This is a genomic window from Nonomuraea sp. JJY05, assembly GCF_043496855.1.
In the GTDB taxonomy this organism is placed as follows: Bacteria; Actinomycetota; Actinomycetes; order Streptosporangiales; family Streptosporangiaceae; genus Nonomuraea.
In genome coordinates this window covers 21,826-46,488 of the sequence record NZ_JBIEIS010000037.1, presented here as the reverse complement: position 1 = coordinate 46,488, position 24,663 = coordinate 21,826, and the positions used below count along the sequence as shown (strand labels likewise).

The following is a 24,663-nucleotide window of genomic DNA, read 5'->3' as shown; positions in this document are numbered from 1 at the left end:
AGTATTGAGGCGCCAGGGGAAGTTTGCCTGGTGGAGGAGAAGTTGCCCGGCATTCCCAAGGGTGGGTTCATGCTGGCCACCACCCACAGCGGGGTCTCGGCGGGCACCGAGCTGACTTACGTCAAGGGCACCAACCCGTACCTGTCCTCGACCTGGGACCCGGCGCTCGGGCTGTTCACCGAGGGCACGCCGTCGATCGCCTACCCGGTGCGCGGCATCGGCTACATGCAGGTCGGCCTGGTGGTCGAGACGCGGACACGGGCGGTGAGCGAGGGAGCGCTGGTCGCGATGTGTTACGGACATCGCACGGCGTACGTGGCGGACCCGATGGCCGACCGGTTCGTGGAGCTGCCGGACGACCTCGACCCCATGCTCGGCGTCTACGTCGCCCACATGGGCCCGATCTGCGCCAACGGCCTCCTGCACGCCGCGCACGACCTGCACGGCCCGGCCGTGCAGCGGCTCGGTGACGGCGTGCGCGGGCGGCGGGTCGCGGTCGTGGGAGCGGGCGTGGTGGGGCTGCTGACGGCGTGCTTCGCCATGGCCTGCGACGCGGCCGAGGTCGTGGTCGTGGACGAGACCCCGGCCAGGCTGGCCATCGCGGCGGCGCTCGGCGCGAACGTCCTGGCCGCCGACGAGGATCCCGCCGTGGACCTGAAGCGCCGCTGGCGGCACGGCCGTGACGACCGGGGCGCCGACGTGGTGTTCCAGTGCCGCGGGCAGACCAGGGCGCTGGCCCTCGGTCTCAGGATGCTCCGCCCCCAGGGCACGCTGGTGGACCTCGCCTTCTACACCCAGGGCGCGCAGGAGGTGCGGCTGGGCGAGGAGTTCCACCACAACGGGCTGACGCTGCGCTGCGCCCAGATCGGCCGGGTGCCGCGCGGCCTGGCGCACTCCTGGGACCGGGAGCGGCTCTCGCACGAGACGATCTCCCTGCTCAGGCGGTACGGCTCGCGGCTACGCGAGCACGTGATCACCGACGTCGTCGGGTTCGCCGAGGCCCCGGGGTTCCTGTCCGATCTCGCGGCCAGACGCCGGCAGACCGTCCAGGCCGTGCTCAGCGACCACGTCGAGGATGAGGGCGGCTGACCAGCTGAAGTCGTGGCTGCCGTGGCCGTGCAGGCTGAAGGGGTCGAAGTACTCGCGGAAGCCCGATCGCGCGACCGCGTTGACCATCCCTTCGGCGACCAGGGCGGCGAGGTCGGGGCGGCGGTCCTTGAGCCCCTGCCAGACGAGCCAGGTGAGGTTGATCCAGCTCGGGCCGCGCCAGTAGCGGGCCGGGTCGAACTCGGGCGCCGCGGGAGAGTAGCTGGGCAGCGCCCCGTCCTTGAGCGCGAACCGGTCGAGCGCGGTGCCGATCAGCGCGTCGGCGACCTCGTCCGGCAGGTGCGGGAGCATGAGCGGGGTCAGCCCGGCGGTGCTGCCGGCGTGGAGCAGCCGCCCCGTGCGCACGTCGCGGGCCTGGAAGAGGCCGCCGTCGAAGAGGTGCTCGACCATGGCGTCGGTGATCGCGGCCGCCTCGCGCTCGTGCGGCTCGGGGTCGAGGCCGCACACCTGCGCGATCCGGGCCAGCGTCGACTCGGCGACGCCGTACGCGGCGTTGAACAGGGGGCACTCGACCTGGAACTCCCCCGGGCCGCGGTAGGCGGAGTCGCGGTAGGCGCGGGCGAGCGAGACGTAGCGCTCGTAGTCGCGGTCGGTGGGCCGCTCGTCGGCGCTGACCGTGGCGAGGTCCCTGCGGACGAAGCCCACGCTGTCGGGCCGTACGGCCCGCAGCGGCAGGTCCCAGGCCGGGCTGTTGTCCATGCCCGACTCCCAGGGGTGCACGATCGAGATCAGCCCCTCAGGGGAGCGCCTGGCCGCGCGCAGGAACTCCTGCTGGGCCACGAGCCGGGGGTAGATCCGGCGCAGGAACGCCGGGTCGGGCTCGGCCAGGTGCGTCTTCCACGCGGCCAGCGCGTGGACCGGGGGCTGGACGATGCCGGAGGTCGCGGACCCGCCCGGCGCGTGCGCCTGCCAGAACTCGGGCCCCGGGAAGTAGGCCCCTTCGGGCACCGCGGGGTTGAACACGATGTGCGGCACCCTGCCGTCGCGCCACTGCGCGCCGAACAGGGAGAGCAGCTCGATCCTGGCCCTGCGCGGCGACCACTGGGCGTTGCCGATCGCGATGAAGGCGGAGTCCCAGCTCCATTGGTGCGGGTACAGGCGCCGGGAGGGGACCGTGTAGCTGCCGTCCCAGTTGGCCACCAGGACACGCACAGCGTCGCGAAGGGTCATAGGTATTTCCTGACGAAGGCCGCGGTCTGGGGGAGGACGATCTCGGGTTCGCCCCGCAGGCGGCATTCCAGGGCGAGGTAGCCGTCGTAGCCGACGGCGTCGAGCGTGGCCAGCTGCGCGCCCCAGTCGATGTGACCGGTGCCCGGCTGGTTGCGGTTGGACTCGCTGATCTGCATGTGCGCGAGGTAGGGGGCGGCCTCGACCAGCGAGCGGCAGGGGTCGTCCTCCTCGATGTTCATGTGGTAGGTGTCGCCGACGATCCTGATCGAGTCCATCGAGCAGTAGGAGACGGCCTCGGCCAGGGTGTTGACCATGTGGTTCTCGTACCGGTTGAGGGGTTCGAGCATGATCAGCACGCCGTTGCGCTGCGCGTGCTCGCCCAGGATGCCGAGCGCCTCGGTCAGCACCTCACGGTCCTGCTCCGCGCTGCGCGGCGGCTCGAACGGCGGCAGCCGCAGCGAGAACTGCCCCCAGGAGGCGGGCGTCATGACGCCGATGCCGCCGAGCTCGGCGATCACCGTGAGCTGCGACCTGAGCTGCTGGATGGCGTCCTTGCGCTTGGCCGGGTCGAAGTCGCCGATGAAGTGCGGCATGTCCACGCACACCGTCGGCATGACCACGCCGTCGGCCCGCGCCCGCTTGAGCTCCGTCAGGCGGCCCGCGAAGTGGAAATCGCCCTTGCCGCGCAGCTCGATGGCGTCGAACCCGGCATCGAGCGCGAACGCGAACTTCTCCTGCAGCGTGCGGCCGGGCAGAAGCTGCTCCTGTACGGCGAGCTTCACTGTCACTCCTCGAAGGTGAAGACGAGCTGGAGCACCTCGGACTGGTGCTTGTCGATCAGGTCGAAGGCCTGCGCGGCCCTCTCGACGGGGACGACGTGGCTGATCAGGTCGCCGACCTCGATCTGGCCCTCGTGCACGAGCGCCATGAACGTGCGCTGCAGGCGCTCGACGTCCCACCGGTGCGCCAGCCAGGAGGCCACGCCGCCGATCTGGGAGGAGACGAGCTGGACCTGGTTGTGGTGGAACTCCTCGCCCAGCCGCAGCCCGACGCCGTCGCCCTGGTAGAAGCCGGCGGCCACGACCCTGCCGCCCTTGCGCACGGTCCTGATGGCCTCGTGCAGGCCCTGGTGGGTGCCGCTCAGCTCGATGACGGTGTCGGCGCCCTCGATGCGCTTGCGCATGAACTCGGCCACCGACCCGGAGCGCACGTCGAACACCTCGGCCGCGCCGAACCTCCTGGCCAGCTCCAGCCGGTCGGGGATGGCGTCCGCCGCGACCACCCGGGCGCCGCTCAGCACGGCCAGGCGGGTGGCGAGCAGCCCGATGACACCCTGGCCGAAGATCGCGATCTGGTCGCCGAGGTGCACGTCGGCGGCGTGCACCGCGTTGAGCGCGATGGCCCCGACCCGGGCGAACACGCCGGTCAGCGGGTCGGCGCCGGGCGGCATCACGTGCCCGACCAGCTTCTCGGCCGGCACGACGGCCTCGGCGCGGTGGCCCCAGATGCCCCACACGATGCTGCCCACCGGCGGGTCGGCGACGTCGGGCGCGGCCTCGACGACCTCGCCGACCTCCTGGTAGCCCCAGCCGGTCAGCGGGTAGGCGTGGGTCTGGCCATCGACGAAGAGCCGGCGCTCGGTGTCCCAATGGCGGGTGAGATATGGATTTGTGCCGCGATAGGCGGTGAGCTCCGTGCCCGCCGAGACGCCGGAGTAGATCGTACGGACTCGTACGGATCCCGGCGCCAGGTCGGCTGGCGATTCCAGGCTGACGCGGACACGGCCTGGCTGCTCGAACGTGATGACGCGCATTCCCCACACTTACGCTTAATGATCAAACAAAAGTCAAAGCTTTAGTACTTGTTTGCATACGATAGTTGCGCTCGTAACACTCTTAAGTCTACGACTTCCGCCGGGGGCGGCTGGTGAAATTGGGGTTTCTGGCAGCGTGTCTTCCGGAAAGTGACCTTACCGACATCGCCTACCAGGCCGAACACCTGGGCTTTCTAGCTACTGCAGTGACCTCCGGATGACCGAAATACCCCCAAAGTAGATCTTTTGCGCCAAAGATCCATTTTTGGCGGTGTAGGCACGGAGTGGGTACAGACCGGTCTCGTTATCGACTACCGAACGTTGCCGAGGTCATGACGAGGGTAAGGGCGGCATATCCCCGAACCGGAGGAGCGTGCCATGCCGAAGAAGGTAACCGCCGTCCTCTCCGTCGCGCTGCTGGCCACCGCCTCGCTGGCGGCGTGCGGCGACGGTGGCGAGTCGTCCGCCGGCAACCAGATCACCGTCTGGACCGAAGAGAACCTCAACGACCGGATGGCCGTACAGAACCAGATCGCCGCCGACTTCACCAAGAAGACCGGGATCCAGGTGAAGCTGGTCGCCATGGCCGAGGACCAGTTCAGCCAGGCCGTGACGGCCGCCGCCGCGGCCGGCGACCTGCCTGACGTGATCGGCGCGCTGCCGCTGGCGGCGGTGCGCGAGCTGGAGGCCAACGACCTGCTCGACACCGAGACCCCGGGCAAGGTCGTCGACCAGCTCGGCCGGGACTCCTTCTCGCCGCGGGCCCTGGAGCTCGACAGCTCGGGCGGGAAGCTGCTCGCGGTGCCGAGCGACGGGTGGGCGCAGCTGATCCTCTACCGCAAGGATCTGTTCGACAAGGCCGGGCTGCAGCCGCCCGACACGTACGAGCGGCTGGAGGCGGCGGCCGCCAAGCTCAACACGGGTGGGGTCGCGGGCATCACGCTGGCGATCGCGCCGAAGGACTCGTTCACCGCGCAGAGCTTCGAGCACGTCGCGCTCGCGAACGGGTGCCAACTCGTCGACAATTCCGGAAATGTCGCCCTTGACTCGCCGCAGTGCGTGAAGGCGTTCGAGTTCTACGCCAAGCTCGCCAAGGACTACTCCGTCAAGGGCAAGCAGGACGTCGACTCCACCCGGGCCACCTACTTCTCCGGCAAGGCGGCCATGACGATCTGGTCGTCGTTCATCCTCGACGAGCTGGCCGGGCTCCGTAAGGACGCGCTGCCGAGCTGCCAGGAGTGCCGCGCCGACCCCGAGTGGCTGGCCGAGAACACCGGCGTGGTCACCGCACTGAAGGGGCCCGACGGGAGCGCGCCCGCGCAGTACGGCGAGATCGTCTCCTGGGCGGTCACCCGTGACGCCGCCAAGGACCCCTCGGCGAAGTTCATCGCCTACATGATGAACGAGGGCTACGAGCGCTGGATCGGCATGGCGCCCGAGGGCAAGTTCCCGACCCGCAAGGGCTTCGAGGACAAGTGGAACAAGCTGCCCGCCGGCGTCGACTCCAAGAAGCCGCTGGCCGACATCTACCCGGCCGACGTGCTGGACGCCCTGCGCAAGAGCCCGGACACCTTCGCCCGCTGGGGCATCCCGCAGGGGCAGGGCAAGCTGGTCGGCGCCACCATGGGTGAGCTGCCCGTGCCCAAGGCGCTCAGCGCGGTCGTGGACGGCTCCCTGACCCCGCAGGCCGCCGCCGCCCAGGCCAAGGCCGACGTGGAGACGATCAAGCGGGGTATCCGCCAGTGACCCGCACCTTAAGGCAGCAGGAGGGGCGGGCGGGGTTGGCGCTCATCTCGCCGACGCTCGTCATCACGCTGGTCGTGGTGGTGCTGCCACTGCTGTGGGCGATCATGCTGGCGTTCCAGGACGCGCGGCTGATCAACATCCGCCGGGTGGGCATCTTCGGCCACTACACGCTGGAGAACTTCTCGTACGTGGTCTCCGAGCCCGGCTTCTGGTCGTCCCTCGTCAACACGCTCGTCTACACCGTCGCGGGGACCGCGCTGTCGATCGCGATCGGGCTCGTGGCGGCGCTGGCGCTGCGCGACAGGTTCAGGGGGCGGACCCTCGTCAGGGCCTCCATCCTGATCCCGTACGTGGCGCCCGTCGTGGCCGTGGCGTTCCTGTGGGAGACGATGCTCAACCCCCAGTACGGCATCGTCAACACCTGGCTCCACGAGCCGATCGCGTTCCTCACCCAGGCCAAGGGCGAGCTCCTGGGCGTGCAGGTGCCGGTGGCGCTGTTCACGGTGATCGCGTTCGAGGCGTGGCGGTATTTCCCGTTCGCGTTCCTGTTCATCCTGGCCAGGCTGCAGGCGCTGCCCGCCGAGCTGGACGAGGCCGCGGTCGTGGACGGGGCCACGCCGACCCAGCGGTTCCGATACGTGATCATGCCGCAGCTCTGGCGGATCATCGCGCTGCTGTCGGTGCTGCGGTTCGTGTTCACGTTCACCAAGTTCGACGACGTCTACCTGCTGACCGGCGGCGGGGCCGGGACCGAGGTGGTCAGCGTGCGGGTCTACAACTTCCTGACCGCCCGCGACGACATCGGCGCCTCGGCCGCGCAGGCGATCGTGCTGGCGGTCTTCCTGGTCGTGTTCCTGGCCATCTACCTGCGGTTCTTCGGCGGGGGTGAAGGTGAGCAGAGATAGGTTCGAGCGGATCCTCTTCCGGGTGCTGAAGCCGCTGGTCATCGGGGTGCTCTTCCTGATGACGGCGTTCCCGTTCTTCTACATGGTGATGCTGTCCGTGCGCGACATCCAGGAGCTGATCCTGGAGCCGGGCTCGCTCTGGCCGCGCGGCTTCACCCTGGACACGTACGTGGACGTGCTGACCAGACAGGGCTTCCTGAGCTTCCTCAGAAGCAGCGCGATCGTCGCCCTCGCCTCGGTGGCGGTCACGCTGCTGATCTCGATCCCGGGCGCGTACGCGGTCGCGCGGCTGCGCTTCTTCGGGCGGCGGCAGGTGCACTTCCTCTTCCTGGCGGTCTACCTGTTTCCGGCGATCGTGCTGGCCATCCCCCTGTTCGTGCTCTTCACGATGCTCGGGCTACGCGGATCCCTTTTCGGACTGATCCTCGTGTATATCGCGCAAACCGTGCCCGTCACGGTATACATGCTCCGCAACTACTTCGAGACCGTGCCGCAAAGCGTGGAGGAAGCGGCCGCGATCGACGGGTGCACGAGGCTTTCGACCATCTGGCGCGTGGTGCTGCCGCTGTCCAAGCCCGCGCTGATGGCGACCGGCCTCTACGCGTTCATGATCGCGTGGAACGAGTTCCTGTTCGCCCTGCTCTTCCTCGTGGAGAAGCGGGAGAGCTGGACGGTGTCCCTGGGCCTCTCGCAGCTGGCGGGGAGCATAGAGATCCCTACGACGGTCCTGATGGCAGGTTCGGTGGTGCTCACGCTGCCCATCGTGATCGTGTTCTTCGCCAGTGAGCGGCTGCTGACGGAGGGCCTCACGGCAGGAGCAGAGAAGGGATAGACCATGCTGACGGCAGGGCAGATCCTCCAGCTCATCCGCCATGGCACCTGCCGTACGCGCAAAGAACTGATCGAGTACACCGGCCTGTCCCGGTCGACGATCACCGACCGGGTCGACCGGCTCATCGACGCCGGGTACATCCACGAGTCCGGCGTCGGGGCCTCCGGGGGCGGGCGACCGCCCTCGGTGCTCGACGTGGACGCCGGCCGGCGCCTGATGCTGGTGGCCGACCTGGGCGCCAGCCACGCCGGCGTCGCGCTCACCGACCTGGCCGCCAACCCCCTGGCCGAGGAGCGCACCGAGATGCGCATCGAGCTCGGCCCCGAGGCGGTCCTGTCGTGGGTGCGGGAGGCGTTCCAGCGGCTGCTCGACCGGGCCGGGCGGCCGCCGAGCGACGTGTGCGGCATCGGGCTGGACCTGCCCGGCTCCGTGGACCACAACACCGGGCGGATGATCAGGTCGTTCCTGATGCCCGGGTGGGACGGCTATCCGGTGGGCGAGGCGATCGGGGCGACCTACGACGTGCCCATCCTGGTGGAGAACGACGCCAACGCGATGGCGCTGGGCGAGTGGTGGTCGTCGTGGCGCGAGACGGACTCGCTCATCCTCATCAAGGTCTCGACCGGGATCGGCACCGGGATCGTGCTCGACGGGCAGATCTACCGGGGCGTCGAGGAGGCCGCCGGCAACATCGGGCACGTGCGGCTGAACGAGCACGACGACCGGGTCTGCACGTGCGGCTCGCGCGGCTGCGTGGCCTCGCTGGCCAGCGGCCACGCCCTGGCCACCGACCTGGGCCAGGGGTCCAGCCGCGACGTCGTACGCCTCGTGCAGGCGGGCGATCCGACGGCCATCGCCCGCACCCAGGAGGCGGGGCGCACGCTGGGCCTGGTGCTGGCCACCGCGGTCAGCCTGCTCAATCCGGGCGTGCTGGTGCTGGCCGGGGACATGGCGGAGACCAGGGAGCACTATCTGACGGGGATCAGGGAGATCGTCTATCGGCACAGCCTGCCGTACACGACCAGGAACCTGGAGATCGTGCCCACCTCGCTCGAGGACCGCGCCGGGATCGTCGGGATGGCGGTGATCGTCATGGAGCACGTGCTCTCCCCCGCCTCGGTGGACGCCGCCCTGGCCGCGGGGCGCCTACGGGCCCGGTGATTCTTCAGCCAAGAGCGCTCCGCAGCAGGGCGGGCGCCTCCACGAGCGAGGGGCCGTACCAGGTGAGCAGCCGCCCGCTGACCAGCGCGCAGGCGAGCCCGGGGAAGCACTCGGGGCCGTCCGTCTCCGAGAACGCGTACGGCTCGTCCGGCAGCACCACCAGGTCGGGCCGCCGCTCGACCAGCTCGGGCAGGGGGATCTTGGGGTAGCGCTCCTCGTGGCCGGCGTAGAGGTTGTCCACGCCGAGGCGCCTGAGCACGTCCCCGGTGAACGTGTCGCGCCCCACCACCATCCACGGCCGCCGCCAGATCGGGACGACGGCCGTGCGCCGCGCCCCTTCCACGGGCGCGCGCCACGCCTCCTCCGCCGCGTCCAGCCACCCGGGACGTCCGGTACGGCACGCCGCCCGGAACATGCGGTCCAGCGACACGAAAGCCTGATCGAGGGTCTCGATCTTCGTCACCCAGACCGCTATGCCCGACTCGCGCAGGGCCTCGACGTCGGGCGCGCGGTTCTCCTCGGCGTTGGCGAGGACCACGTCGGGCCGGAGCCCTCTGATCGCGTCGAGGTCGGGGTTCTTGGTGCCCCTGACCCTGGTCACGTCCAGGCCGGCCGGGTGCGAGCACCAGTCGGTCGCCCCGACCAGCGCCTCCGGCACGGTCGCCGCCACCGACTCGGTCAGCGACGGCACCAGGGACACGATCCGCCGCACGGTCTCGGGAATCTTCACGGGCACGCCGGTGTCGTCCACAACAGCAGCCTAGATCGGCGGGTATTCGGCAGTGAATGTCGGTATAGATCCGTAGAATCCAGACTGAAGATCGTTAAATCTTGATCGGGGGAATGACGGTTGGAACGAGAGTCGCCAGCCTTCGATCCGCACACTCCCAACGTCGCCCGGCTCTACGACTACTTCCTGGGCGGCAAGGACCACTTCCCTGCCGATCGGGCGGCGGCGGAGAAGATGCTCGAGGCGGCTCCGGAGTTACGAGCGGCAGTCCGGGCGAATCGGGCGTTCCTGGGGCGTGCCGTTCGGTACCTCGCCGAGTCCGGCATCACGCAGTTCCTCGATATCGGCACGGGGCTGCCGGGCCAGGACAACGTGCACGAGGTGGCCAGGAAGATCACGCCGGGGGCCAGGGTGGTCTACGTGGACCGGGATCCCGTGGTGCTGGTGCACGCCAGGGCGCTGCTGGCCGGGCAGGGCGACACGACGGCGGTGGAGGGTGACCTGCGCAAGCCCGAGGGTATCCTGCGCAATCCGGAGGTGATGGCGGCGATCGACTTCAGCCGCCCGGTCGGCGTGCTGCTGACGGCGACCATGCACTACGTCGCCGACTGCGATCACCCTCGGGAAATCATGGTGAGCCTGCGCGAGGCCATGGCTCCCGGCAGCTGCCTGGTCATGTCCCACGGCACGAGCGACGCCCGCCCCGCGGCCGTGGAGGCGATCACCGAGGTCTACCGGGACACCAACGCCCCGCTCACGTTCCGGAGCCGGAAGCGGATCGCGGCGCTGTTCGAGGGGTTCGAGCTGGTCGACCCGGGCCTGGTCTGGCTGCCGGAGTGGCGTCCCGACCAGGCCGACATGATCGACTTCGCCGACGGGCCGGAGTCGTCGCTGATCCTGTGCGGCGTGGCCAGGAGGAGCTGAGACCGGGGGTCCACGTCGTGGACCCCCGGCTCATTACCCGGGCTACTTGAGCGCCGTCAGCGCGGCGTCGTAGTCGGGCTCCTGGGTGATCTCCGGCACCAGCTCGGAGTAGACCACCTTGTTGTCACCGTCGAGCACGACGACCGCGCGCGCGGCCAGCCCCGCCAGCGGCCCCGACTCCTGCGCCACGCCGTAGTCGGTCAGGAACTCGCGACCCCGCATGAGCGAGAGCGTGACCACGTTGTCGAGCCCCTCCGCGCCGCAGAACCGCTTCTGGGCGAAGGGCAGGTCGGCGGAGATGCAGAGCACGGCCACCTCGGGGTGCTCGGCGGCCACCTCGTTGAAGCGCCGCACCGAGGCCGCGCAGACGCCGGTGTCGAGGCTCGGGAAGATGTTGAGCACCTTGGTCTTCTGGCCGTACTCCTCCAGCGAGTGCTCGGCCAGGTCGCCGCCCACCAGCTTGAACGCGGGCGCGCTGGCCCCGGGCGTCGGGAAGGTGCCGCCCACGGCGACGGGCGTGCCCTTGAAAGTGACGTCGGACATGAAAGCCTCCTGGATAGCGATGTTCCCCGACCCGTGATCCTATCCGCGCGGCTCCCGCGCCCCCTCATCACCCACGCGAGGGTCAGACGTTGCGGCGGTACTGGCCGCCCGCCTCGAACAGCGCCTCGGTGATCTGGCCGAGCGAGCAGACGCGGGCCGCGTCCATCAGCACCTCGAACGCGTTCGCGTCCGACATCGCCACCTCGCGCAGCCGGGCGAGCTGCGCCGGGGCCTCGGAGCGGTTGCGCTCGTGGAAGGCGCGCAGCCGGTCGAGCTGCGAGCGCTTCTCGTCCTCGGTGCCCCTGGCCAGCTCCAGCTTGTGCGCCGGCGGCTCGTCCGTGCCGTTGCGGAACGTGTTCACCCCGACGATCGGCAGCGAGCCGTCGTGCTTGCGCATCTCGTACAGCATGGACTCGTCCTGGATCTTGCCGCGCTGGTAGCCGGTCTCCATCGCGCCCAGCACGCCGCCCCGGTCGGACAGCCGCTCGAACTCGGCGAGCACGGCCTCCTCCACCAGGTCCGTCAGCTCCTCGACGATGAACGAGCCCTGCAGCGGGTTCTCGTTCCTGGCCAGGCCCCACTCGCGGTTGATGATGAGCTGGATGGCCATGGCCCTGCGCACCGAGTCGGCCGACGGGGTGGTCACGGCCTCGTCGAAGGCGTTGGTGTGCAGGCTGTTGCAGTTGTCGTAGACGGCGATCAGGGCCTGGAGGGTCGTGCGGATGTCGTTGAAGTTCATCTCCTGGGCGTGCAGCGACCGGCCCGAGGTCTGGATGTGGTACTTCAGCTTCTGCGAGCGCTCCCCGGCGCCGTAGCGCTCGCGCATGGCCACCGCCCAGATGCGGCGGGCCACCCGCCCGAGCACGCTGTACTCGGGGTCCATGCCGTTGGAGAAGAAGAACGACAGGTTCGGGGCGAAGTCGTCGATCTTCATGCCCCTGGCCAGGTACGCCTCCACGTACGTGAAGCCGTTGGCCAGCGTGAAGGCGAGCTGGCTGATCGGGTTGGCCCCTGCCTCGGCGATGTGGTAGCCGGAGATCGAGACCGAGTAGAAGTTGCGCACGCCGTTCTTGATGAACCACTCCTGGATGTCGGCCATCATCCGGAGCGAGAACTCGGTGGAGAAGATGCAGGTGTTCTGGCCCTGGTCCTCCTTGAGGATGTCGGCCTGCACGGTGCCCCTGACCGTGGCCAGCGTACGGGCGCGCAGCGAGGCGGCCTCCTCGGCCGACGGCGGGCGCCCCTGCTCGGCCTGGAAGCGGTCGAGGGCCTGGTCGACGGCGGCGTTGAGGTAGTAGGCCAGGATCGTGGGCGCGGGGCCGTTGATCGTCATGGACACGGACGTGTTCGGCGCCGCGAGGTCGAACCCGTCGTAGAGCACCTTCATGTCGTCGAGCGTCGCGATCGAGACGCCCGAGGTGCCGACCTTGCCGTAGATGTCGGGCCGCAGGTCCGGGTCGTGGCCGTAGAGCGTCACCGAGTCGAACGCCGTGGACAGCCTGGTCGCGGGCTGGCCCTCGGACAGCAGCTTGAAGCGCCTGTTGGTGCGGAACGGGTCGCCCTCACCGGCGAACATCCTGGTCGGGTCCTCGTCGTCGCGCTTGAACGGGAACACGCCGGCGGTGAAGGGGAACGATCCGGGCAGGTTCTCGCCGCGCAGGAACCTCAGCAGGTCTCCGTGGTCGCTGTAGCGGGGCAGCGCGACTCGCGGGATCCGGTTGCCGGACAGGGTCTCGCGCCAGAGCGGGGTGTGGATCTCGCGGTCGCGCACCTTCACCACCAGCTCGTCGGCGGTGTAGCGCTCCTTGACGGCGGGCCAGCCGGCCAGCAGGGCCCGGCTCTCCTCGCTCAGCTCCCGCTCCGCCCGCTCCTCCAGCTCCTCCAGGCGGGAGTCGTCCAGGAGGGAGCGCACGGCGGCCAGCTGCTGGCGGCGGCGGGCGACCTCGGCCTGGGCGAGCGTCTCGGCGTGGTACGCGCGCACGGTCTCGGCGATGTCGGCCAGGTAGCGGACCCTGGCCGGCGGCACGATGGCGGCCGACGCCTGCGAGGTGCGCCCGGACACCTTCGGCAGCAGCCCCGGCCCCGGCTCGCCCAGCAGGAGGGGCTTGAGGTGCTGGTAGAGGGCCGTGACCCCGGCGTCGTTGTAGCGGGCCGCGATGGTGCCGAAGACCGGCATGTCCTCCGGCCTGGCGCCGAACGCCTCGCGGTTGCGTACGAGCTGGCGGCGCACGTCGCGCAGGGCGTCCTCCGCGCCGCGCCGCTCGTACTTGTTGATCACCACGGCCTCGGCGAAGTCCAGCATGTCGATCTTCTCCAGCTGCGAGGCCGCCCCGAACTCGGGCGTCATCACGTAGATGGGCACGTCCACGTGGGGGACGATCCCGGCGTCGCCCTGGCCGATGCCGGGCGTCTCCACGATCACCAGGTCGTGGCCCGCGGCCCGGCAGGCGGTGATCACCTCGTCGAGGCAGGCGGGCACCTCGTTGGCGGCGCCCCTGGTGGCCAGGGAGCGGAAGTAGGTCTGGGGGCTCAGGCTGTTCATCCTGATGCGGTCGCCGAGCAGCGCGCCGCCGCCGCGCCGGCGGGTCGGGTCGATGGCGACGACCGCGATGCGCAGCTTGTCGTCGTTGTCCACGCGGAACCTGCGGACCAGCTCGTCAGTGAGCGAGGACTTGCCGGAGCCGCCCGTACCGGTGATGCCCAGCACGGGGGCGCGCTTGTCCGTCGCGGCGGCCTTCAGGCCCTCGACCAGCCCCTCCGGGGCGCGGCCCGACTCGATGAGCGTGATCGCGCGCGCCAGCGCCGCCTGGTCGCCCGAGACCACGGCCTCGACCGACGGGGAGCCGTCCAGCTCGACGTCGCAGTCCTCGATGAGCCGGTTGATCATCCCGGGCAGCCCGTACCGCTGGCCGTCCTCGGGCGAGAAGATGCGGGTGACGCCGCGCGAGTGCAGCAGCTCGATCTCCTCGGGGACGATCACTCCCCCGCCGCCGCCGTACACCTTGACGTGCCCGGCCCCGCGCTCGCGCAGCAGCTCCACGAGGTAGGTGAAGAACTCCACGTGGCCGCCCTGGTACGAGCTGATCGCCACGCCCTGGACGTCCTCCTGGAGGGCGGCGGTGACGATCTCGTCCACCGAGCGGTTGTGCCCGAGATGGATGACCTCGGCCCCCTGTGACTGGAGGATGCGCCGCATGATGTTGATCGCCGCGTCGTGGCCGTCGAACAGGGCCGCGGCGGTCACGAAACGGACTGGGTGTACCGGGACGTGCACGCCTGTTCACTCCTTCGTGAGGGCTCTCCCTTCCGAAGATACTAGGACGTCCTATTAATTGGTACTAGGACGTCCTACTATTTGCCTCCGCGATCCGGGGTAGGGGGCGCGAGGGGGTGACACCGCATGCGTGCACTGACGTTCGCACCGGGCAAGAAGGGGACGCTCGCCGTCGAAGAGATCTCCGATCCCGTGCCGGGCAAGGGCGAACTGCTGGTCCAGGGGCTGGCGCTGGGAGTCTGCGGGACCGACAGGGAGCTGATCACCGCCGAGTACGGCTGGCCGCCGCCCGGCAAGGAACGCATGGTGCTCGGGCACGAGTCGCTGGGCCGGGTGCTGGAGGTGCCCGAAGGCTCCGCGTACTCTCCCGGCGACCTGGTGGTCGGGGTGGTACGGCGGCCCGACCCCGTGCCCTGCGGGGCCTGCAGACGGGGCGAGTTCGACATGTGCCGCAACGGCGAGTACACCGAACGGGGCATCAAGCAGATCGACGGCTACGCCTCCGAACGCTGGACGGTCGAGGGCGCCTACGCCGTGCGCCTGGATCCGTCGCTGGAGAGTGTGGGCATGCTGGTCGAGCCCGCTTCGGTGGTCGCCAAGGCGTGGGAGCAGATCGAGCGGATCGGGTCGCGCGCCTGGTTCGAGCCCCGCACGCTGCTGGTCACGGGGGCCGGGCCCATCGGGCTGCTGGCGGCGCTGATGGGGCGGCAGCGCGGGCTGGAGGTGCACGTGCTCGACCGGTCGCCGGCGGGGCTCAAGTCGCGGCTCGTGGCGGCACTGGAGGGGACCTACCATTCCGGGTCGTCGCTGAAGGAGCTCACCACGGTCAAGCCCGACATCATCGTCGAGTGCACGGGGGCCGGGACGCTCGTCATCGACGCCATGGTCGGCACGGCCGCCACGGGGATCGTCTGCCTGGCCGGGCTCTCACCCGGAGGACGTGCGCACCGGGTGGACGCGGGGCTCATCAACCGGGACATCGTCCTGGAGAACGACGTGGTCTTCGGCTCGGTGAACGCGAACCTGCGACACTACAGGGACGCCGCCGACTCGCTGGTCAAGGCCGACCTCGGGTGGCTCGAACGGCTGATCACGCGACGGGTCCCGCTGTCGCGCGGCCAGGACGCCTTCGAACGCGGCGACGACGTCAAGGTGGTCATCGACCTCACGACCTAGCCCCTCATGGGCCGGGTTCGTAGGGCTTGCGTCTCGTCGAGGCCGAGGTAGAGGTAGAAGTAGAGGCCGGGTGCCTGGTCGCGGCGGCGGCCGTGACGCGCGTCCTGGCCGGGCGGGCGGCCGGCGTCGGGGTGGGACGGGGCTTGGCCTGCGTGTGCTCCGGAGGCGATGCCTTGGCGCGGACCGTCACCCGTTCGCGAGCCTTCTCAGGCTCGGGCGGCAGGTGCGGGGTGGTTGGCGCGTTCCAGGGCCAGGCCAGGCGGCGGTGGGTGCCGCGGCGGCGGCCGGTGATGCGGAGGGAGAGCACGACGGTCATGAGCACCATCGCGGTCAGCAGCGCGGGCGGCGTGCCCAGGACATCTAAAGGCGACCCCTGCCCGGTCTCCACGCGCGGTGCCGCTACGAAGGGCCGCTCGGTCGAGCGGATCTCCCCGAGCTTGTCGGCACCGGCCTTGACCAGGCGCGGGATGCCGTAGCCGACGACCTTGTCCGTCTCCCGCGTCTTGCGCTTGAGCCAGATCCGGTCCACGTTCGCCTCGATCGTGTGGATCTTCTTTCCGCTGACGCTTTCCACGATTCCCACGTGGTCGATGCCCTTGTAGCTCTTGCCGCCCTTCCAGTCGAAGAAGACGAGCGCACCCGGCTCGGGCTTCTGCGTCCACGCCCCCTGTTTCATGAACCAGGCGGCATGTGAGGGCGTCCAGGCGAACTCGCCCACATATTGGCTGAGGCCGGCTCTGTCCGCGGCCCAGGCGAGGAACATGTCGCACCACGGCCCGTTGCGGTACTGGGTGTCTTGGACGCGATCCGCATACCACTGTCCGAACTTGGTGAACTGGCCGTTCTTCTCCTTGTAGCCGAGTTCCTGCCGCACCGTCTTCAGCAGCTCGTCCGCGATCGGGTCCAGGGTGACTCCTCCCAGAAAACCGACAAATCACGATGGACTGTAGTAGTGCCATCGGGAAATTGCGCGAATCACTCGGAAAGTGTCGTGCTATTAGCCAATATTTCGGTTTTGTGACTGGTGAGGCAGGTGAGACTGATGATCACTCCTGTTACGCGCCGGCCCCCACGCGGTAGACGGCCACCTCGCCCGCGCCCGGCGCGACCACGTCGGCCACGATCACGGTCACGTTGTCCGGCGAGCCGCCCTCGTTGGCCAGATCGATCAGCCGCTGGACGGCCGCGCCCGGGTCTGCCACCGTGGTCAGGACCTCGTGCAGAACCTCGGGACCGAGTACGGTCGTGAGACCGTCGGAGCAGAGGAGGTAGCGGTCATCGGGCTCGGACTCGCGCAGCGCCATGTCAGGCTCCGCCCTGCCCTCGCTGCCCAGCACCCGCAGCACCATCGAACGCCGGGGATGCACGGCGGCCTGGTCCTCGGTTATCCGCCCTTCGTCCACCATCGACTGCACAAGTGTGTGATCCTTGGTCATCTGGTAGAGAGCACCATCGCGAAGCAAGTATCCGCGGGAGTCACCGAGATGAGCCAGGGCGAACCGGTAGCCGTCCCACAGCATGGCGGTCACCGTGGTCCCCATCCCCCTGCGCGCGGGGTCGATGTCGGCCAGCTCGACCAGCCTGCGTGCCGCCTCGTGCACGGCGCCCTCCAGGGCCGCCTCGAGGTCGGCGCCCGTCTCGGGAAGCGTGGCATCCAGCTCGCGCATGACGGCGATCGCCGCCGAGCTCGCCAGCTCGCCGGCCGCGTGTCCACCCATCCCGTCGGCCACCACGAGCAGCCGGCCACTCGCATAGCCGGAGTCCTCGTTCTGCTCCCTGCGGCGGCCCACGTCTGATCCGGCGGCATAGCGGATGTTGTGCTTCATACCCAGCAGTAAATCATTGGTTGAAAGACTTCACAAGCAGATGCGCTGAAGACTCTTGTGAACTACTGTGGGCACCATGAGCCACGACCCGACCGTCAACGCCGGGGACATCGCCCGGCTCGCCGGTGTCGGGCGTGCCGCGGTGAGCAACTGGCGCCGTCGCCACGACGACTTCCCCGCTCCCATCGGCGGTACGGCCAACCAGCCCCTCTTCTCGCTCCGGCAGGTCGAGTCCTGGCTACGTCGCTATGGGAAGTCCTACCAGGTCTCTCTGGGAGATCGGGTGTGGCAACGCCTGAAAGCCGCGGGCGATTTGCGTCTGGGCGAGCTGGTGGCCCAGGCCGGCGCCCTGCTGACCCGCCCGGCCGCGGGTCCCCAATCGCCCGAGGGCGGACTTGAGCCGGAGCTGGCCGAGCTCGTCCTGGAGCTGGCCGAGCAGCTCGGCGCGCTGACGGCGTACGAGTTCCTCTGCGAGCGCTACCTCGAAGCGCACTCGCGCCAGCTCTCCGTGACCCGCGAGGACGTGGCCGGGCTCATGGTCAGCCTGGTACGGCCGGGTGGCTCGACGATCCTCGACCCGGCCTGCGGCGTCGGCACGCTGCTCCTCGCCTCCACCCACGACCAGCACGCCCAGGCGGAGCCGGGGGCGGCCAGGATGCTCGGTCAGGAGCTCAGCGAGACCTCGGCGGCCATCACCGCCTCCAGGCTCCGGCTGCGCGGCATCGAGGCCCAGGTCGTGGCCGGCGACTCGATGCGCGACGACGGGTTCGCCGGCGAGCGGGCCGACGCCGTGGTGTGCGATCCGCCGTTCAACGAGCGGGCCTGGGGCTACGAGGAGCTGACCGGCGACCCGCGCTGGGAGTACGGCCTGCCGCCGCGCGGCGAGCCGGAGCTGGCCTGGGTGCAGCACTGCCTCACCCACGTCAAGCCGCGTGGCCTGGTCGCCATTCTCATGCCGCCGGCCGCCGCCAGCCGCAAGGCGGGCCGCCGCATCCGGGCCAACCTGCTGCGCGCGGGCGCCCTGCGGGCCGTCATCGCGTTGCCCGGGTCTGACCTCTGGCTGCTGCGCCGGCCCGCGGCGGGCGAGCGGCCGCCGTCCGAGGTGCTGATCCTCGACGCCGCGGCCGACCTGGCGAGCGTCGAGCCGGCCTGGGAGGCGTACCTGGAGGACCGTTCCGACCAGACCGTGCGCATCATCGACCTGCTGGCCGACGAGGTCGACATGACCCCGGCCCGCCACCAGCGGCGCGACGACGTCGGCAAGGCGTATGCCGAGGCCCGCGACCGTTTCATGGCCGCCGCCTCGGCGCCGCCCGACCTGCAGGTCCTGGAGCAGCCGCTCGACCAGCCCGCGACCACGCTGGGCGACCTGATCAAGGAAGGCCTGGTGACCACGTCGCAGGCCCCGCCCAAGATGGCCGCGGACGGCGGCGAGGTGCCCGTGCTGACCTCCGACGACGTGCTCAACGGCACGCCGCCGTCCGGCTCCACCACCATGCAGCAGGGGCTGATCGCGATCCGCCCCGGGGACGTGGTGGCCTCCTACTCAAGCGTGCGCGTGATGCCCGACGGCGGGGGCGCGGTGCTGGGGCCCCATCTGACGCTCTACCGGGTGGACGCGCGCCGGCTGGACCCCGACTTCCTGGCGGGCTTCCTGCGCGCCGCCGGCGGGCGGGCGACCACCGGCTCCAGCCGGTTCGACGTGCGCCGCACCCGGTTGCCGCGCCTGTCGCTGAAGGAGCAGAAGGCGTACGGGGACGCCTTCCGGCAGCTCGCCGTGCTCGAGGACGCCATCCGCGAGACCTCGACGCTGGGGCAGGCGCTGATCAGGCTCGGCCTCGACGGCCTCGCCGACGGCCACCTCCACCCACCTGCCCATGGCCTCACTTCGTGAGGCTGGCTCGGTCGCTCCGAGCCGCCGCCTTCCCTCGCGGGCTCATGGCCTCACTCCCTGAGCCGACGGCACGCCGTCGCCTGACGGTGTAGTTTTTTCCCGAAGGCTGCTGGGAGGGGCGGAATGGTCATCGGCGACCGCTATGTGCTCGACGACCTCCCTCTCGGGCAAGGCGGCATGGGCGCCGTCTACGCGGGCCACGACCGCCACCTCGACCGCCGGGTGGCGGTGAAGCTGCTCAGGCTGCCCAGCGGGCACGATCACGAGCTGGAGCGCAGGTTCATCCGCGAGGCCCGCATCCTGGCCCGGCTGGAACATCCCGGCGCGCCGGTGCTCTACGACTTCGGCACCCACGAGCAGCGGCTCTACCAGGTGATGCAGTTCATCGAGGGCGTCACCGTGGCCGACGTGGTCAGCGAGCACGGCCCGCTGCCCGTCTCGTGGGCCGCCGCGATCGCGGCCCAGGCGTGTGCCGTGCTGTCGGCGGCCCACGCCCTGGCGATCTGCCACCGCGACCTCAAGCCCACCAACCTGATGCTCTGCCCCGACGGCAGCGTGAAGGTGCTCGACTTCGGGCTGGCCATGCTGCGGGACGCCGACGTCACCACGTTCACGAGGATCGGACAGATCCTGGGCACGCCGGCGTACATGGCTCCCGAGCAGATCCAGCACGGCGTCGCCGAGCCGCGCAGCGACCTCTACTCGCTCGGCTGCGTGCTGCACGAGATGCTGACCGGGCGCCAGCTGTTCACCGGCCCCACCGACTACATGGTCTTCGAGAAGCAGGTCAAGGAGCGCCCGCCGGCCATCCCCGGGCTGCCCCGCGAGCTGGGCGCGCTGCTGTCGCAGCTGCTGGAGAAGCAGCCGGGCGACCGGCCCGCCGACGCGAACGAGCTGTACGAGCGGCTCGACCCGTTCGCCGTAGAGCTGCCCGTATTGCCCGGATTCCTCACCGAGGCCCCGAGCCCCGGCCGCATGTACGCCCGCATGGCGGGCCGCGCGCTCAACGCGTGAACGCGCTCTCTCGCTAAGCCGGATCGTTATTCAATTCCCCGTTGACAGCCTGGCACGAGCGCCGCGACTCTCTTGAGAGAGCGCTCTCTCACACCTCGCAAGCACCGACCAAGGAGGGTTCCATGACCCCTCGCGTCCGGCGATTCGCCATGCCCTTGATCACCGCGTCCCTGCTCGCCCTGGCGACGGCCTGCGGTGGCGGAGGCGGTAGCGGGAGCACCGCCACGCAGAGCGCCAAGCCGGGAGAGAAGATCAAGCTCACCGTCGGCCTCTTCGGCGACTTCGGCTTCAAACCGCTCTACGAGGAGTACAAGAAGACCCACCCCGACATCGAGATCGTCGAGAACGTCACGCAGTTCAACGACCACCACACCAACCTCGTCAAGCGGCTGGCCACGAACGCCGGCGCCGGGGACGTCGAGGCGGTCGAGGTCGGCTACATCAGCACGTTCACCGCCCAGCCGGGCAAGTTCGTCGATCTCAAGCAGTACGGGCTCGACAAGCGGCAGCCCGACTACCTCGACTGGAAGTGGCAGCAGGGCCTCAGCAAGGACGGCACGCAGGTGCTCGGCCTCGGCACCGACGTGGGCGGGCTGGCCATGTGCTACCGCAAGGACCTGTTCAAGAAGGCCGGGCTGCCGACCGGCCGGACCGAGGTGGCGGCCCTCTGGCCGACGTGGGAGCAGTACATCGCGACCGGCAAGAAGTTCGCCACGGCGAACGTGGCGGGCGCGAAGTTCGTGGACTCCCCCGGCGAGATCTTCCGCGCCATGGTCAACCAGGCCCCCGTCGGCCTGTACGACGCCCAGGACCACATCATCGCGGCCTCGAACCCCGACGTGAAGAAGGCCTGGGACCTGTCCAACCAGCTCACCCAGGAGGGCCTGACCGCCAAGCTGGCGGCCTTCACGCCGCCGTGGAACACCGGCTTCGCCAAGGGCTCGTTCGCCACGATCATCTGCCCGGCCTGGATGACCGGCTTCATCCAGGAGCAGGCCAAGGACTCGGCCGGCAAGTGGGACATCGCGACCGTGCCCGGCGGCTCCGGCAACAGCGGCGGCTCGCACCTCATGGTGCCCAGGCAGAGCAAGCACCCGAAGGAGGCCGCCGAGCTGATCGACTTCCTGACCTCGAAGGACAACCAGGCCAAGGTGTTCAAGGAGGAGGGAACGTTCCCGTCGATCCCGGCCCTGTACGACGACCCGTCGATCCAGAACTTCACCAAGCCGTTCTTCGGCGACGCCCCCATCGGCAAGATCTACTCCGACGCCGCCAAGGCGCTCAAGCCGCAGCATCTCGGCCCCAAGGAGGCCGACGTGCGCACGGCCATCGGCAACGGGCTCGGCCGCGTGGAGCAGGGCAAGCAGACGCCTGACGAGGCGTGGGCCCAGGTGCTCGAGGACGTCAAGAAGATCAAATGAGCACCCTTCCCCTCGCGGTCTCGCGACGGCGTAGGCGCAGCGTGCGGCACACCCTCGACCTGAGGGTGTCGCCGTACGCCTACGTGGCGCCGTTCTTCCTGCTCTTCTGCGCCTTCGGGCTGTTCCCGCTGGTCTACACGGCCTGGGTGAGCCTGCACGAGTGGTCGCTGCTGTCGGAGACCCAGACGTTCGTCGGGCTGGACAACTACTCGGCGCTGCTGAGCGACGGGTACTTCTGGAACGCCACGTTCAACACCCTGTCCATCGGCGTGCTCTCGACCGTGCCGCAGCTCATGCTGGCCATCTGGCTGGCGCACCTGCTCAACCGGCGGCTGCGCTTCCAGACGCTGTTCCGGGTCGCGCTGCTGCTGCCCAACGTCACGAGCGTGGTGGCGGTCGTGGTCATCTTCAGCCAGCTCTTCGGCCGGGACTTCGGCCTGATCAACTGGGTGCTCTCGTGGTTCGGCGCCGGCAGGATCGACTGGGCGGCCGGCACCGCGACCTCGCACATCGCCCTCTCCGTGATGATCATGTGGCGCTGGACCGGCTACAACGCGCTGATCTTCCTGGCCGCCATGCAGGCCGTGCCGCGCGAGCTGTACGAGGCCGCCACCATCGACGGCGCGAGCGGCTTCACACAGCTCCGCAAGATCACGATTCCGATGATCCGGCCGACGATCGTCTTCGTGGTCATCGTCTCGACGATCGGCGCCATGCAGATCATCGCCGAGCCCCTGCTGTTCGGGCAGAGCAGCGGCGGCGGGGGCGGCATCGCCACCGGCGGGCCCGACCGGCAGTTCCAGACCCTGGCGCTGTTCGTCTACGAGCAGGGCTTCGCGAACTCGACGTTCGACTTCGGCTACGCCTCGGCCGCGTCCTGGCTGATGTTCCTGGCCGTGGTGATCGTCGCGCTGGTCAACTTCCTGATCACCCGGAGCTGATATGAGGCTGCGTTATCTGACCCTGACCGCGGTGGCCTTCTTCTCGGCCTTCCCGCTCTACTACAGCGTCGTCGTGGCCTCCCGGCACAACTCGGCGCTGGCCCAGGTGCCGCCGCCGCTGATCCCCGGCGGGAACTTCTTCGCCAACGTCTCCCGGGTCTTCGACACCGTCCCCTTCGGGCTCGCGCTGGTCAACTCCGTCGTCGTGGCCGGGTCGATCTCGATCGCGGTGATGTTCTTCTCGACGCTGGCCGGGTTCGCCTTCGCCAAGCTGAAGTTCAGGGGCAGGAACATCATGCTCGTGATCACCGTGGCCACCATGATGGTCCCGGCGCAGCTCGGCATCATCCCGCTCTACATGCTCATGGTGAAGCTGGAGTGGACCGGCACCAACTACGCGCTGATCGTCCCGGCGCTGGTCAACGCGTTCGGCGTGTTCTTCATGACCCAGTACCTGTCGCGGGCCCTGCCCAACGAACTGCTGGAGGCGGGCCGGGTGGACGGATGCTCGACGTGGGGGCTGTTCTGGCACGTCGTGCTGCCCGCCGCCCGTCCGGCGGCGGCGGTGCTCGGCATGCTGACGTTCATGTCGGCCTGGAACGACTACTTCTGGCCGCTGGTCGTGCTGAACCCCGACAACCCGACGGTCCAGGTGGCGCTGTCCACGCTGGCCAGCGGCTACGTCAACGACTACGTGCTCGGGCTGGCCGGGACGGCGATCGGCACGCTCCCGCTCGTGGCCGTCTTCGCCCTGTTCGGCAGGCAAATCATCGGTGGAATCATGCAAGGAGCTGTTAAGGGATGATCTTTCCCGAGGAGTTCGTCTGGGGTGCCGCGACGGCCTCGTACCAGATCGAGGGGGCGGTGAAGGAGGACGGGCGGGGCCAGTCGATCTGGGACACCTTCTCCCACACCCCCGGGAACGTGGCGGACGGCGACACCGGCGACGTGGCCTGCGACCACTACCACCGCTACCGCGAGGACGTCGGGCTGATGCGCGAGCTGCGGCTGGCGGCCTACCGGTTCTCGGTCGCGTGGCCGCGCGTCCAGCCGGACGGCGCCGGCCCGGTCAACCCGCGCGGGCTGGCGTTCTACGACCGGCTCGTGGATGAGCTACTCGCCGCCGAAATTTCGCCTTATGTGACGCTTTATCACTGGGATCTTCCCCAAGCTCTCGAAGACCGTGGTGGCTGGACAAATCGCGATACGGCCTACCGGTTCGCTGACTACGCCCAGGCCGTCCACGACCGGCTCGGCGACCGGGTGGGCGACTGGACCACGCTCAACGAGCCGTGGGTGTCGGCCTTCCTCGGCTACGGCAACGGCGTGCACGCGCCGGGCCGCCGCGACCCGGCCGACGCCCTGCGCTCGGCGCACCACCTGCTGCTCGGCCACGGGCTGGCCGCGCGGCGGCTGCGCGAGTCCGGGGCGCGCAGCCTCATGCTGGTGGTCAACTCCTCCCCGGTGCTCACCCCCGCCCAGGTCAACGACCCTTCGGCGGTGGCCGGCGAGGCGGACGCGGCCGTCGCCGACCGCGTCCACGCGCTGCTGACCAGGCAGTTCCTCGACCCGGCGGTGCACGGCACGTACCCGCTGGAAATTCTGGAGGCGGCGGCGCGCAACGGCGGGACGGACCACGTCCTGGACGGCGACCTCGCGCTGATCAACGCGCCGATCGACCTGGTCGGCGTCAACTACTACAACCCGTGCGTGGTCGAGTCGGGTCCGGGGCTGCCGGCCGACGCGGCGTGGCCGGGCTCCGAGGGCGTCAGGTTCACGGCGGCGGACACGCCGACGACCGCGATGGGCTGGCCGATCGTGCCGGACGGCCTGTCCCGGCTGCTCGTACGGCTCTCGCGGGACTATCCGCAGGTCGGCCTCATGGTCACGGAGAACGGCGCGGCCTTCGACGACGTCGTGGAGGACGGCCGCGTGCACGACGACGAGCGGGTGGCGTACCTGGAGGGTCACCTGCGCGAGGTGCACCGGGCCATCGGGGCGGGCGCGGATCTGCGCGGATATCTGGTCTGGTCGCTGCTCGACAACTTCGAGTGGGCCGAGGGCTACCGGCGCCGGTTCGGCATCGTGCACGTCGACTACGCGACACAGGCCAGGGTCCTCAAGGACAGCGCTCTCTGGTACAGAGACGTCATCACCAGGAACGGCCTGTAGATTTTTTCCGTGCT

At 69.6% G+C, this 24,663-nt stretch carries 20 protein-coding genes and 1 pseudogene; 13 read left to right on the top strand and 8 right to left on the bottom strand.

Annotated features, from left to right (window positions below):
• Positions 1-30: 30 nt before the first annotated feature.
• Entirely contained in the window at positions 31-1,089 is a 1,059-nt protein-coding gene (locus tag ACFKCF_RS43370) for a zinc-binding alcohol dehydrogenase (protein ID WP_394501211.1), read from the top strand.
• A gap of 9 nt (positions 1,090-1,098) precedes the next feature.
• On the opposite strand, the pseudogene ACFKCF_RS43365 reads toward ACFKCF_RS43370, so the two are convergent.
• The 3 genes and pseudogenes from ACFKCF_RS43365 to ACFKCF_RS43355 form a co-directional block, all read right to left on the bottom strand.
• Positions 1,099-2,277 (bottom strand): annotated as a pseudogene (locus tag ACFKCF_RS43365) (hypothetical protein); the annotation flags it as partial.
• Complete coding sequence (locus tag ACFKCF_RS43360; protein WP_394501210.1) at positions 2,274-3,059, bottom strand: sugar phosphate isomerase/epimerase family protein; 786 nt, start codon at positions 3,057-3,059, stop codon at positions 2,274-2,276. The gene ACFKCF_RS43360 and the pseudogene ACFKCF_RS43365, both read right to left, overlap by 4 nt.
• A gap of 2 nt (positions 3,060-3,061) precedes the next feature.
• Positions 3,062-4,090: a zinc-binding alcohol dehydrogenase gene (locus ACFKCF_RS43355; protein ID WP_394501209.1), complete on the bottom strand. Its 1,029-nt coding sequence runs from the start codon at positions 4,088-4,090 to the stop codon at positions 3,062-3,064.
• Between the two features lie 378 nt (positions 4,091-4,468).
• Here ACFKCF_RS43355 and ACFKCF_RS43350 point away from each other — a divergent pair, with 378 nt between their 5' ends.
• The 4 genes from ACFKCF_RS43350 to ACFKCF_RS43335 are packed head-to-tail and all read left to right on the top strand — an operon-like array spanning position 4,469 to position 8,734.
• Complete coding sequence (locus ACFKCF_RS43350; protein WP_394501208.1) at positions 4,469-5,836, top strand: ABC transporter substrate-binding protein; 1,368 nt, start codon at positions 4,469-4,471, stop codon at positions 5,834-5,836.
• Entirely contained in the window at positions 5,833-6,741 is a 909-nt protein-coding gene (locus tag ACFKCF_RS43345; RefSeq protein ID WP_394501207.1) for a carbohydrate ABC transporter permease, read from the top strand. The genes ACFKCF_RS43350 and ACFKCF_RS43345 overlap by 4 nt, the downstream gene beginning before the upstream one ends.
• On the top strand, positions 6,728-7,573 hold the full coding sequence (locus ACFKCF_RS43340; protein ID WP_394501206.1) for a carbohydrate ABC transporter permease: 846 nt from the start codon (positions 6,728-6,730) through the stop codon (positions 7,571-7,573). Before ACFKCF_RS43345 ends, ACFKCF_RS43340 begins: the two co-directional genes overlap by 14 nt.
• Positions 7,574-7,576: 3 nt before the next feature.
• Entirely contained in the window at positions 7,577-8,734 is a 1,158-nt protein-coding gene (locus ACFKCF_RS43335) for an ROK family protein (RefSeq protein ID WP_394501205.1), read from the top strand.
• Between the two features lie 4 nt (positions 8,735-8,738).
• Here ACFKCF_RS43335 and ACFKCF_RS43330 read toward each other — a convergent pair whose 3' ends face one another.
• Entirely contained in the window at positions 8,739-9,485 is a 747-nt protein-coding gene (locus tag ACFKCF_RS43330; protein WP_394501204.1) for a helical backbone metal receptor, read from the bottom strand.
• A 99-nt stretch (positions 9,486-9,584) separates the two neighbouring features.
• Between ACFKCF_RS43330 and ACFKCF_RS43325 the strand changes: the two genes are divergently transcribed.
• Complete coding sequence (locus tag ACFKCF_RS43325; protein WP_394501203.1) at positions 9,585-10,388, top strand: SAM-dependent methyltransferase; 804 nt, start codon at positions 9,585-9,587, stop codon at positions 10,386-10,388.
• A 42-nt stretch (positions 10,389-10,430) separates the two neighbouring features.
• Here the strand turns inward: ACFKCF_RS43325 and tpx are convergent, their stop codons facing one another.
• Positions 10,431-10,931: a thiol peroxidase gene (gene tpx / locus ACFKCF_RS43320; protein ID WP_394501202.1), complete on the bottom strand. Its 501-nt coding sequence runs from the start codon at positions 10,929-10,931 to the stop codon at positions 10,431-10,433.
• Positions 10,932-11,013: 82 nt separating this feature from the next.
• Positions 11,014-14,205 carry a fused isobutyryl-CoA mutase/GTPase IcmF gene (icmF, locus tag ACFKCF_RS43315; RefSeq protein ID WP_394501201.1) on the bottom strand — a complete coding sequence of 1,064 codons (3,192 nt, stop codon included), beginning with the start codon at positions 14,203-14,205 and terminating at the stop codon, positions 11,014-11,016.
• 126 nt (positions 14,206-14,331) lie between these two features.
• On the opposite strand from icmF, the gene ACFKCF_RS43310 reads away from it, so the two are divergent.
• Positions 14,332-15,381 (top strand): glucose 1-dehydrogenase, encoded by a 1,050-nt coding sequence (locus ACFKCF_RS43310; RefSeq protein WP_394501200.1) that lies wholly within the window; start codon positions 14,332-14,334, stop codon positions 15,379-15,381.
• A 4-nt stretch (positions 15,382-15,385) separates the two neighbouring features.
• Here ACFKCF_RS43310 and ACFKCF_RS43305 read toward each other — a convergent pair whose 3' ends face one another.
• Positions 15,386-16,255 carry a CHAP domain-containing protein gene (locus ACFKCF_RS43305; RefSeq protein WP_394501199.1) on the bottom strand — a complete coding sequence of 290 codons (870 nt, stop codon included), beginning with the start codon at positions 16,253-16,255 and terminating at the stop codon, positions 15,386-15,388.
• Between the two features lie 181 nt (positions 16,256-16,436).
• The gene (locus ACFKCF_RS43300) at positions 16,437-17,207 is read right to left on the bottom strand and encodes a PP2C family protein-serine/threonine phosphatase (protein WP_394501198.1); all 771 of its coding nucleotides are present in this window, start codon (positions 17,205-17,207) and stop codon (positions 16,437-16,439) included.
• Positions 17,208-17,283: 76 nt separating this feature from the next.
• Between ACFKCF_RS43300 and ACFKCF_RS43295 the strand changes: the two genes are divergently transcribed.
• The 6 genes from ACFKCF_RS43295 to ACFKCF_RS43270 all read left to right on the top strand — a co-directional run bounded on the left by ACFKCF_RS43295 (position 17,284) and on the right by ACFKCF_RS43270 (position 24,649).
• Positions 17,284-19,101, top strand: coding sequence for an N-6 DNA methylase (locus ACFKCF_RS43295; protein ID WP_394501197.1), 1,818 nt, complete (start codon positions 17,284-17,286; stop codon positions 19,099-19,101).
• A gap of 123 nt (positions 19,102-19,224) precedes the next feature.
• Positions 19,225-20,115 carry a serine/threonine-protein kinase gene (locus tag ACFKCF_RS43290; protein ID WP_394501196.1) on the top strand — a complete coding sequence of 297 codons (891 nt, stop codon included), beginning with the start codon at positions 19,225-19,227 and terminating at the stop codon, positions 20,113-20,115.
• Between the two features lie 122 nt (positions 20,116-20,237).
• Positions 20,238-21,536: an ABC transporter substrate-binding protein gene (locus tag ACFKCF_RS43285; protein ID WP_394501195.1), complete on the top strand. Its 1,299-nt coding sequence runs from the start codon at positions 20,238-20,240 to the stop codon at positions 21,534-21,536.
• Positions 21,533-22,477 (top strand): carbohydrate ABC transporter permease, encoded by a 945-nt coding sequence (locus tag ACFKCF_RS43280; RefSeq protein WP_394501194.1) that lies wholly within the window; start codon positions 21,533-21,535, stop codon positions 22,475-22,477. The genes ACFKCF_RS43285 and ACFKCF_RS43280 overlap by 4 nt, the downstream gene beginning before the upstream one ends.
• Position 22,478: 1 nt before the next feature.
• Positions 22,479-23,282, top strand: a complete 804-nt coding sequence (locus ACFKCF_RS43275; RefSeq protein ID WP_394501193.1) for a carbohydrate ABC transporter permease — start codon at positions 22,479-22,481, stop codon at positions 23,280-23,282.
• On the top strand, positions 23,279-24,649 hold the full coding sequence (locus ACFKCF_RS43270; protein ID WP_394501192.1) for a GH1 family beta-glucosidase: 1,371 nt from the start codon (positions 23,279-23,281) through the stop codon (positions 24,647-24,649). The genes ACFKCF_RS43275 and ACFKCF_RS43270 overlap by 4 nt, the downstream gene beginning before the upstream one ends.
• Positions 24,650-24,663: the final 14 nt, after the last annotated feature.

Coding starts and splice junctions, on each gene's coding strand:
- tpx (WP_394501202.1), bottom strand. CDS start 10,931: ATGTCCGACGTCACTTTCAAGGGCACGCCCGTCGCCGTGGGCGGCACC.
- ACFKCF_RS43285 (WP_394501195.1), top strand. CDS start 20,238: ATGACCCCTCGCGTCCGGCGATTCGCCATGCCCTTGATCACCGCGTCC.
- ACFKCF_RS43350 (WP_394501208.1), top strand. CDS start 4,469: ATGCCGAAGAAGGTAACCGCCGTCCTCTCCGTCGCGCTGCTGGCCACC.
- ACFKCF_RS43270 (WP_394501192.1), top strand. CDS start 23,279: ATGATCTTTCCCGAGGAGTTCGTCTGGGGTGCCGCGACGGCCTCGTAC.
- ACFKCF_RS43290 (WP_394501196.1), top strand. CDS start 19,225: ATGGTCATCGGCGACCGCTATGTGCTCGACGACCTCCCTCTCGGGCAA.
- ACFKCF_RS43335 (WP_394501205.1), top strand. CDS start 7,577: ATGCTGACGGCAGGGCAGATCCTCCAGCTCATCCGCCATGGCACCTGC.
- ACFKCF_RS43355 (WP_394501209.1), bottom strand. CDS start 4,090: ATGCGCGTCATCACGTTCGAGCAGCCAGGCCGTGTCCGCGTCAGCCTG.
- ACFKCF_RS43300 (WP_394501198.1), bottom strand. CDS start 17,207: ATGAAGCACAACATCCGCTATGCCGCCGGATCAGACGTGGGCCGCCGC.
- ACFKCF_RS43295 (WP_394501197.1), top strand. CDS start 17,284: ATGAGCCACGACCCGACCGTCAACGCCGGGGACATCGCCCGGCTCGCC.
- ACFKCF_RS43310 (WP_394501200.1), top strand. CDS start 14,332: ATGCGTGCACTGACGTTCGCACCGGGCAAGAAGGGGACGCTCGCCGTC.
- ACFKCF_RS43280 (WP_394501194.1), top strand. CDS start 21,533: ATGAGCACCCTTCCCCTCGCGGTCTCGCGACGGCGTAGGCGCAGCGTG.
- ACFKCF_RS43275 (WP_394501193.1), top strand. CDS start 22,479: ATGAGGCTGCGTTATCTGACCCTGACCGCGGTGGCCTTCTTCTCGGCC.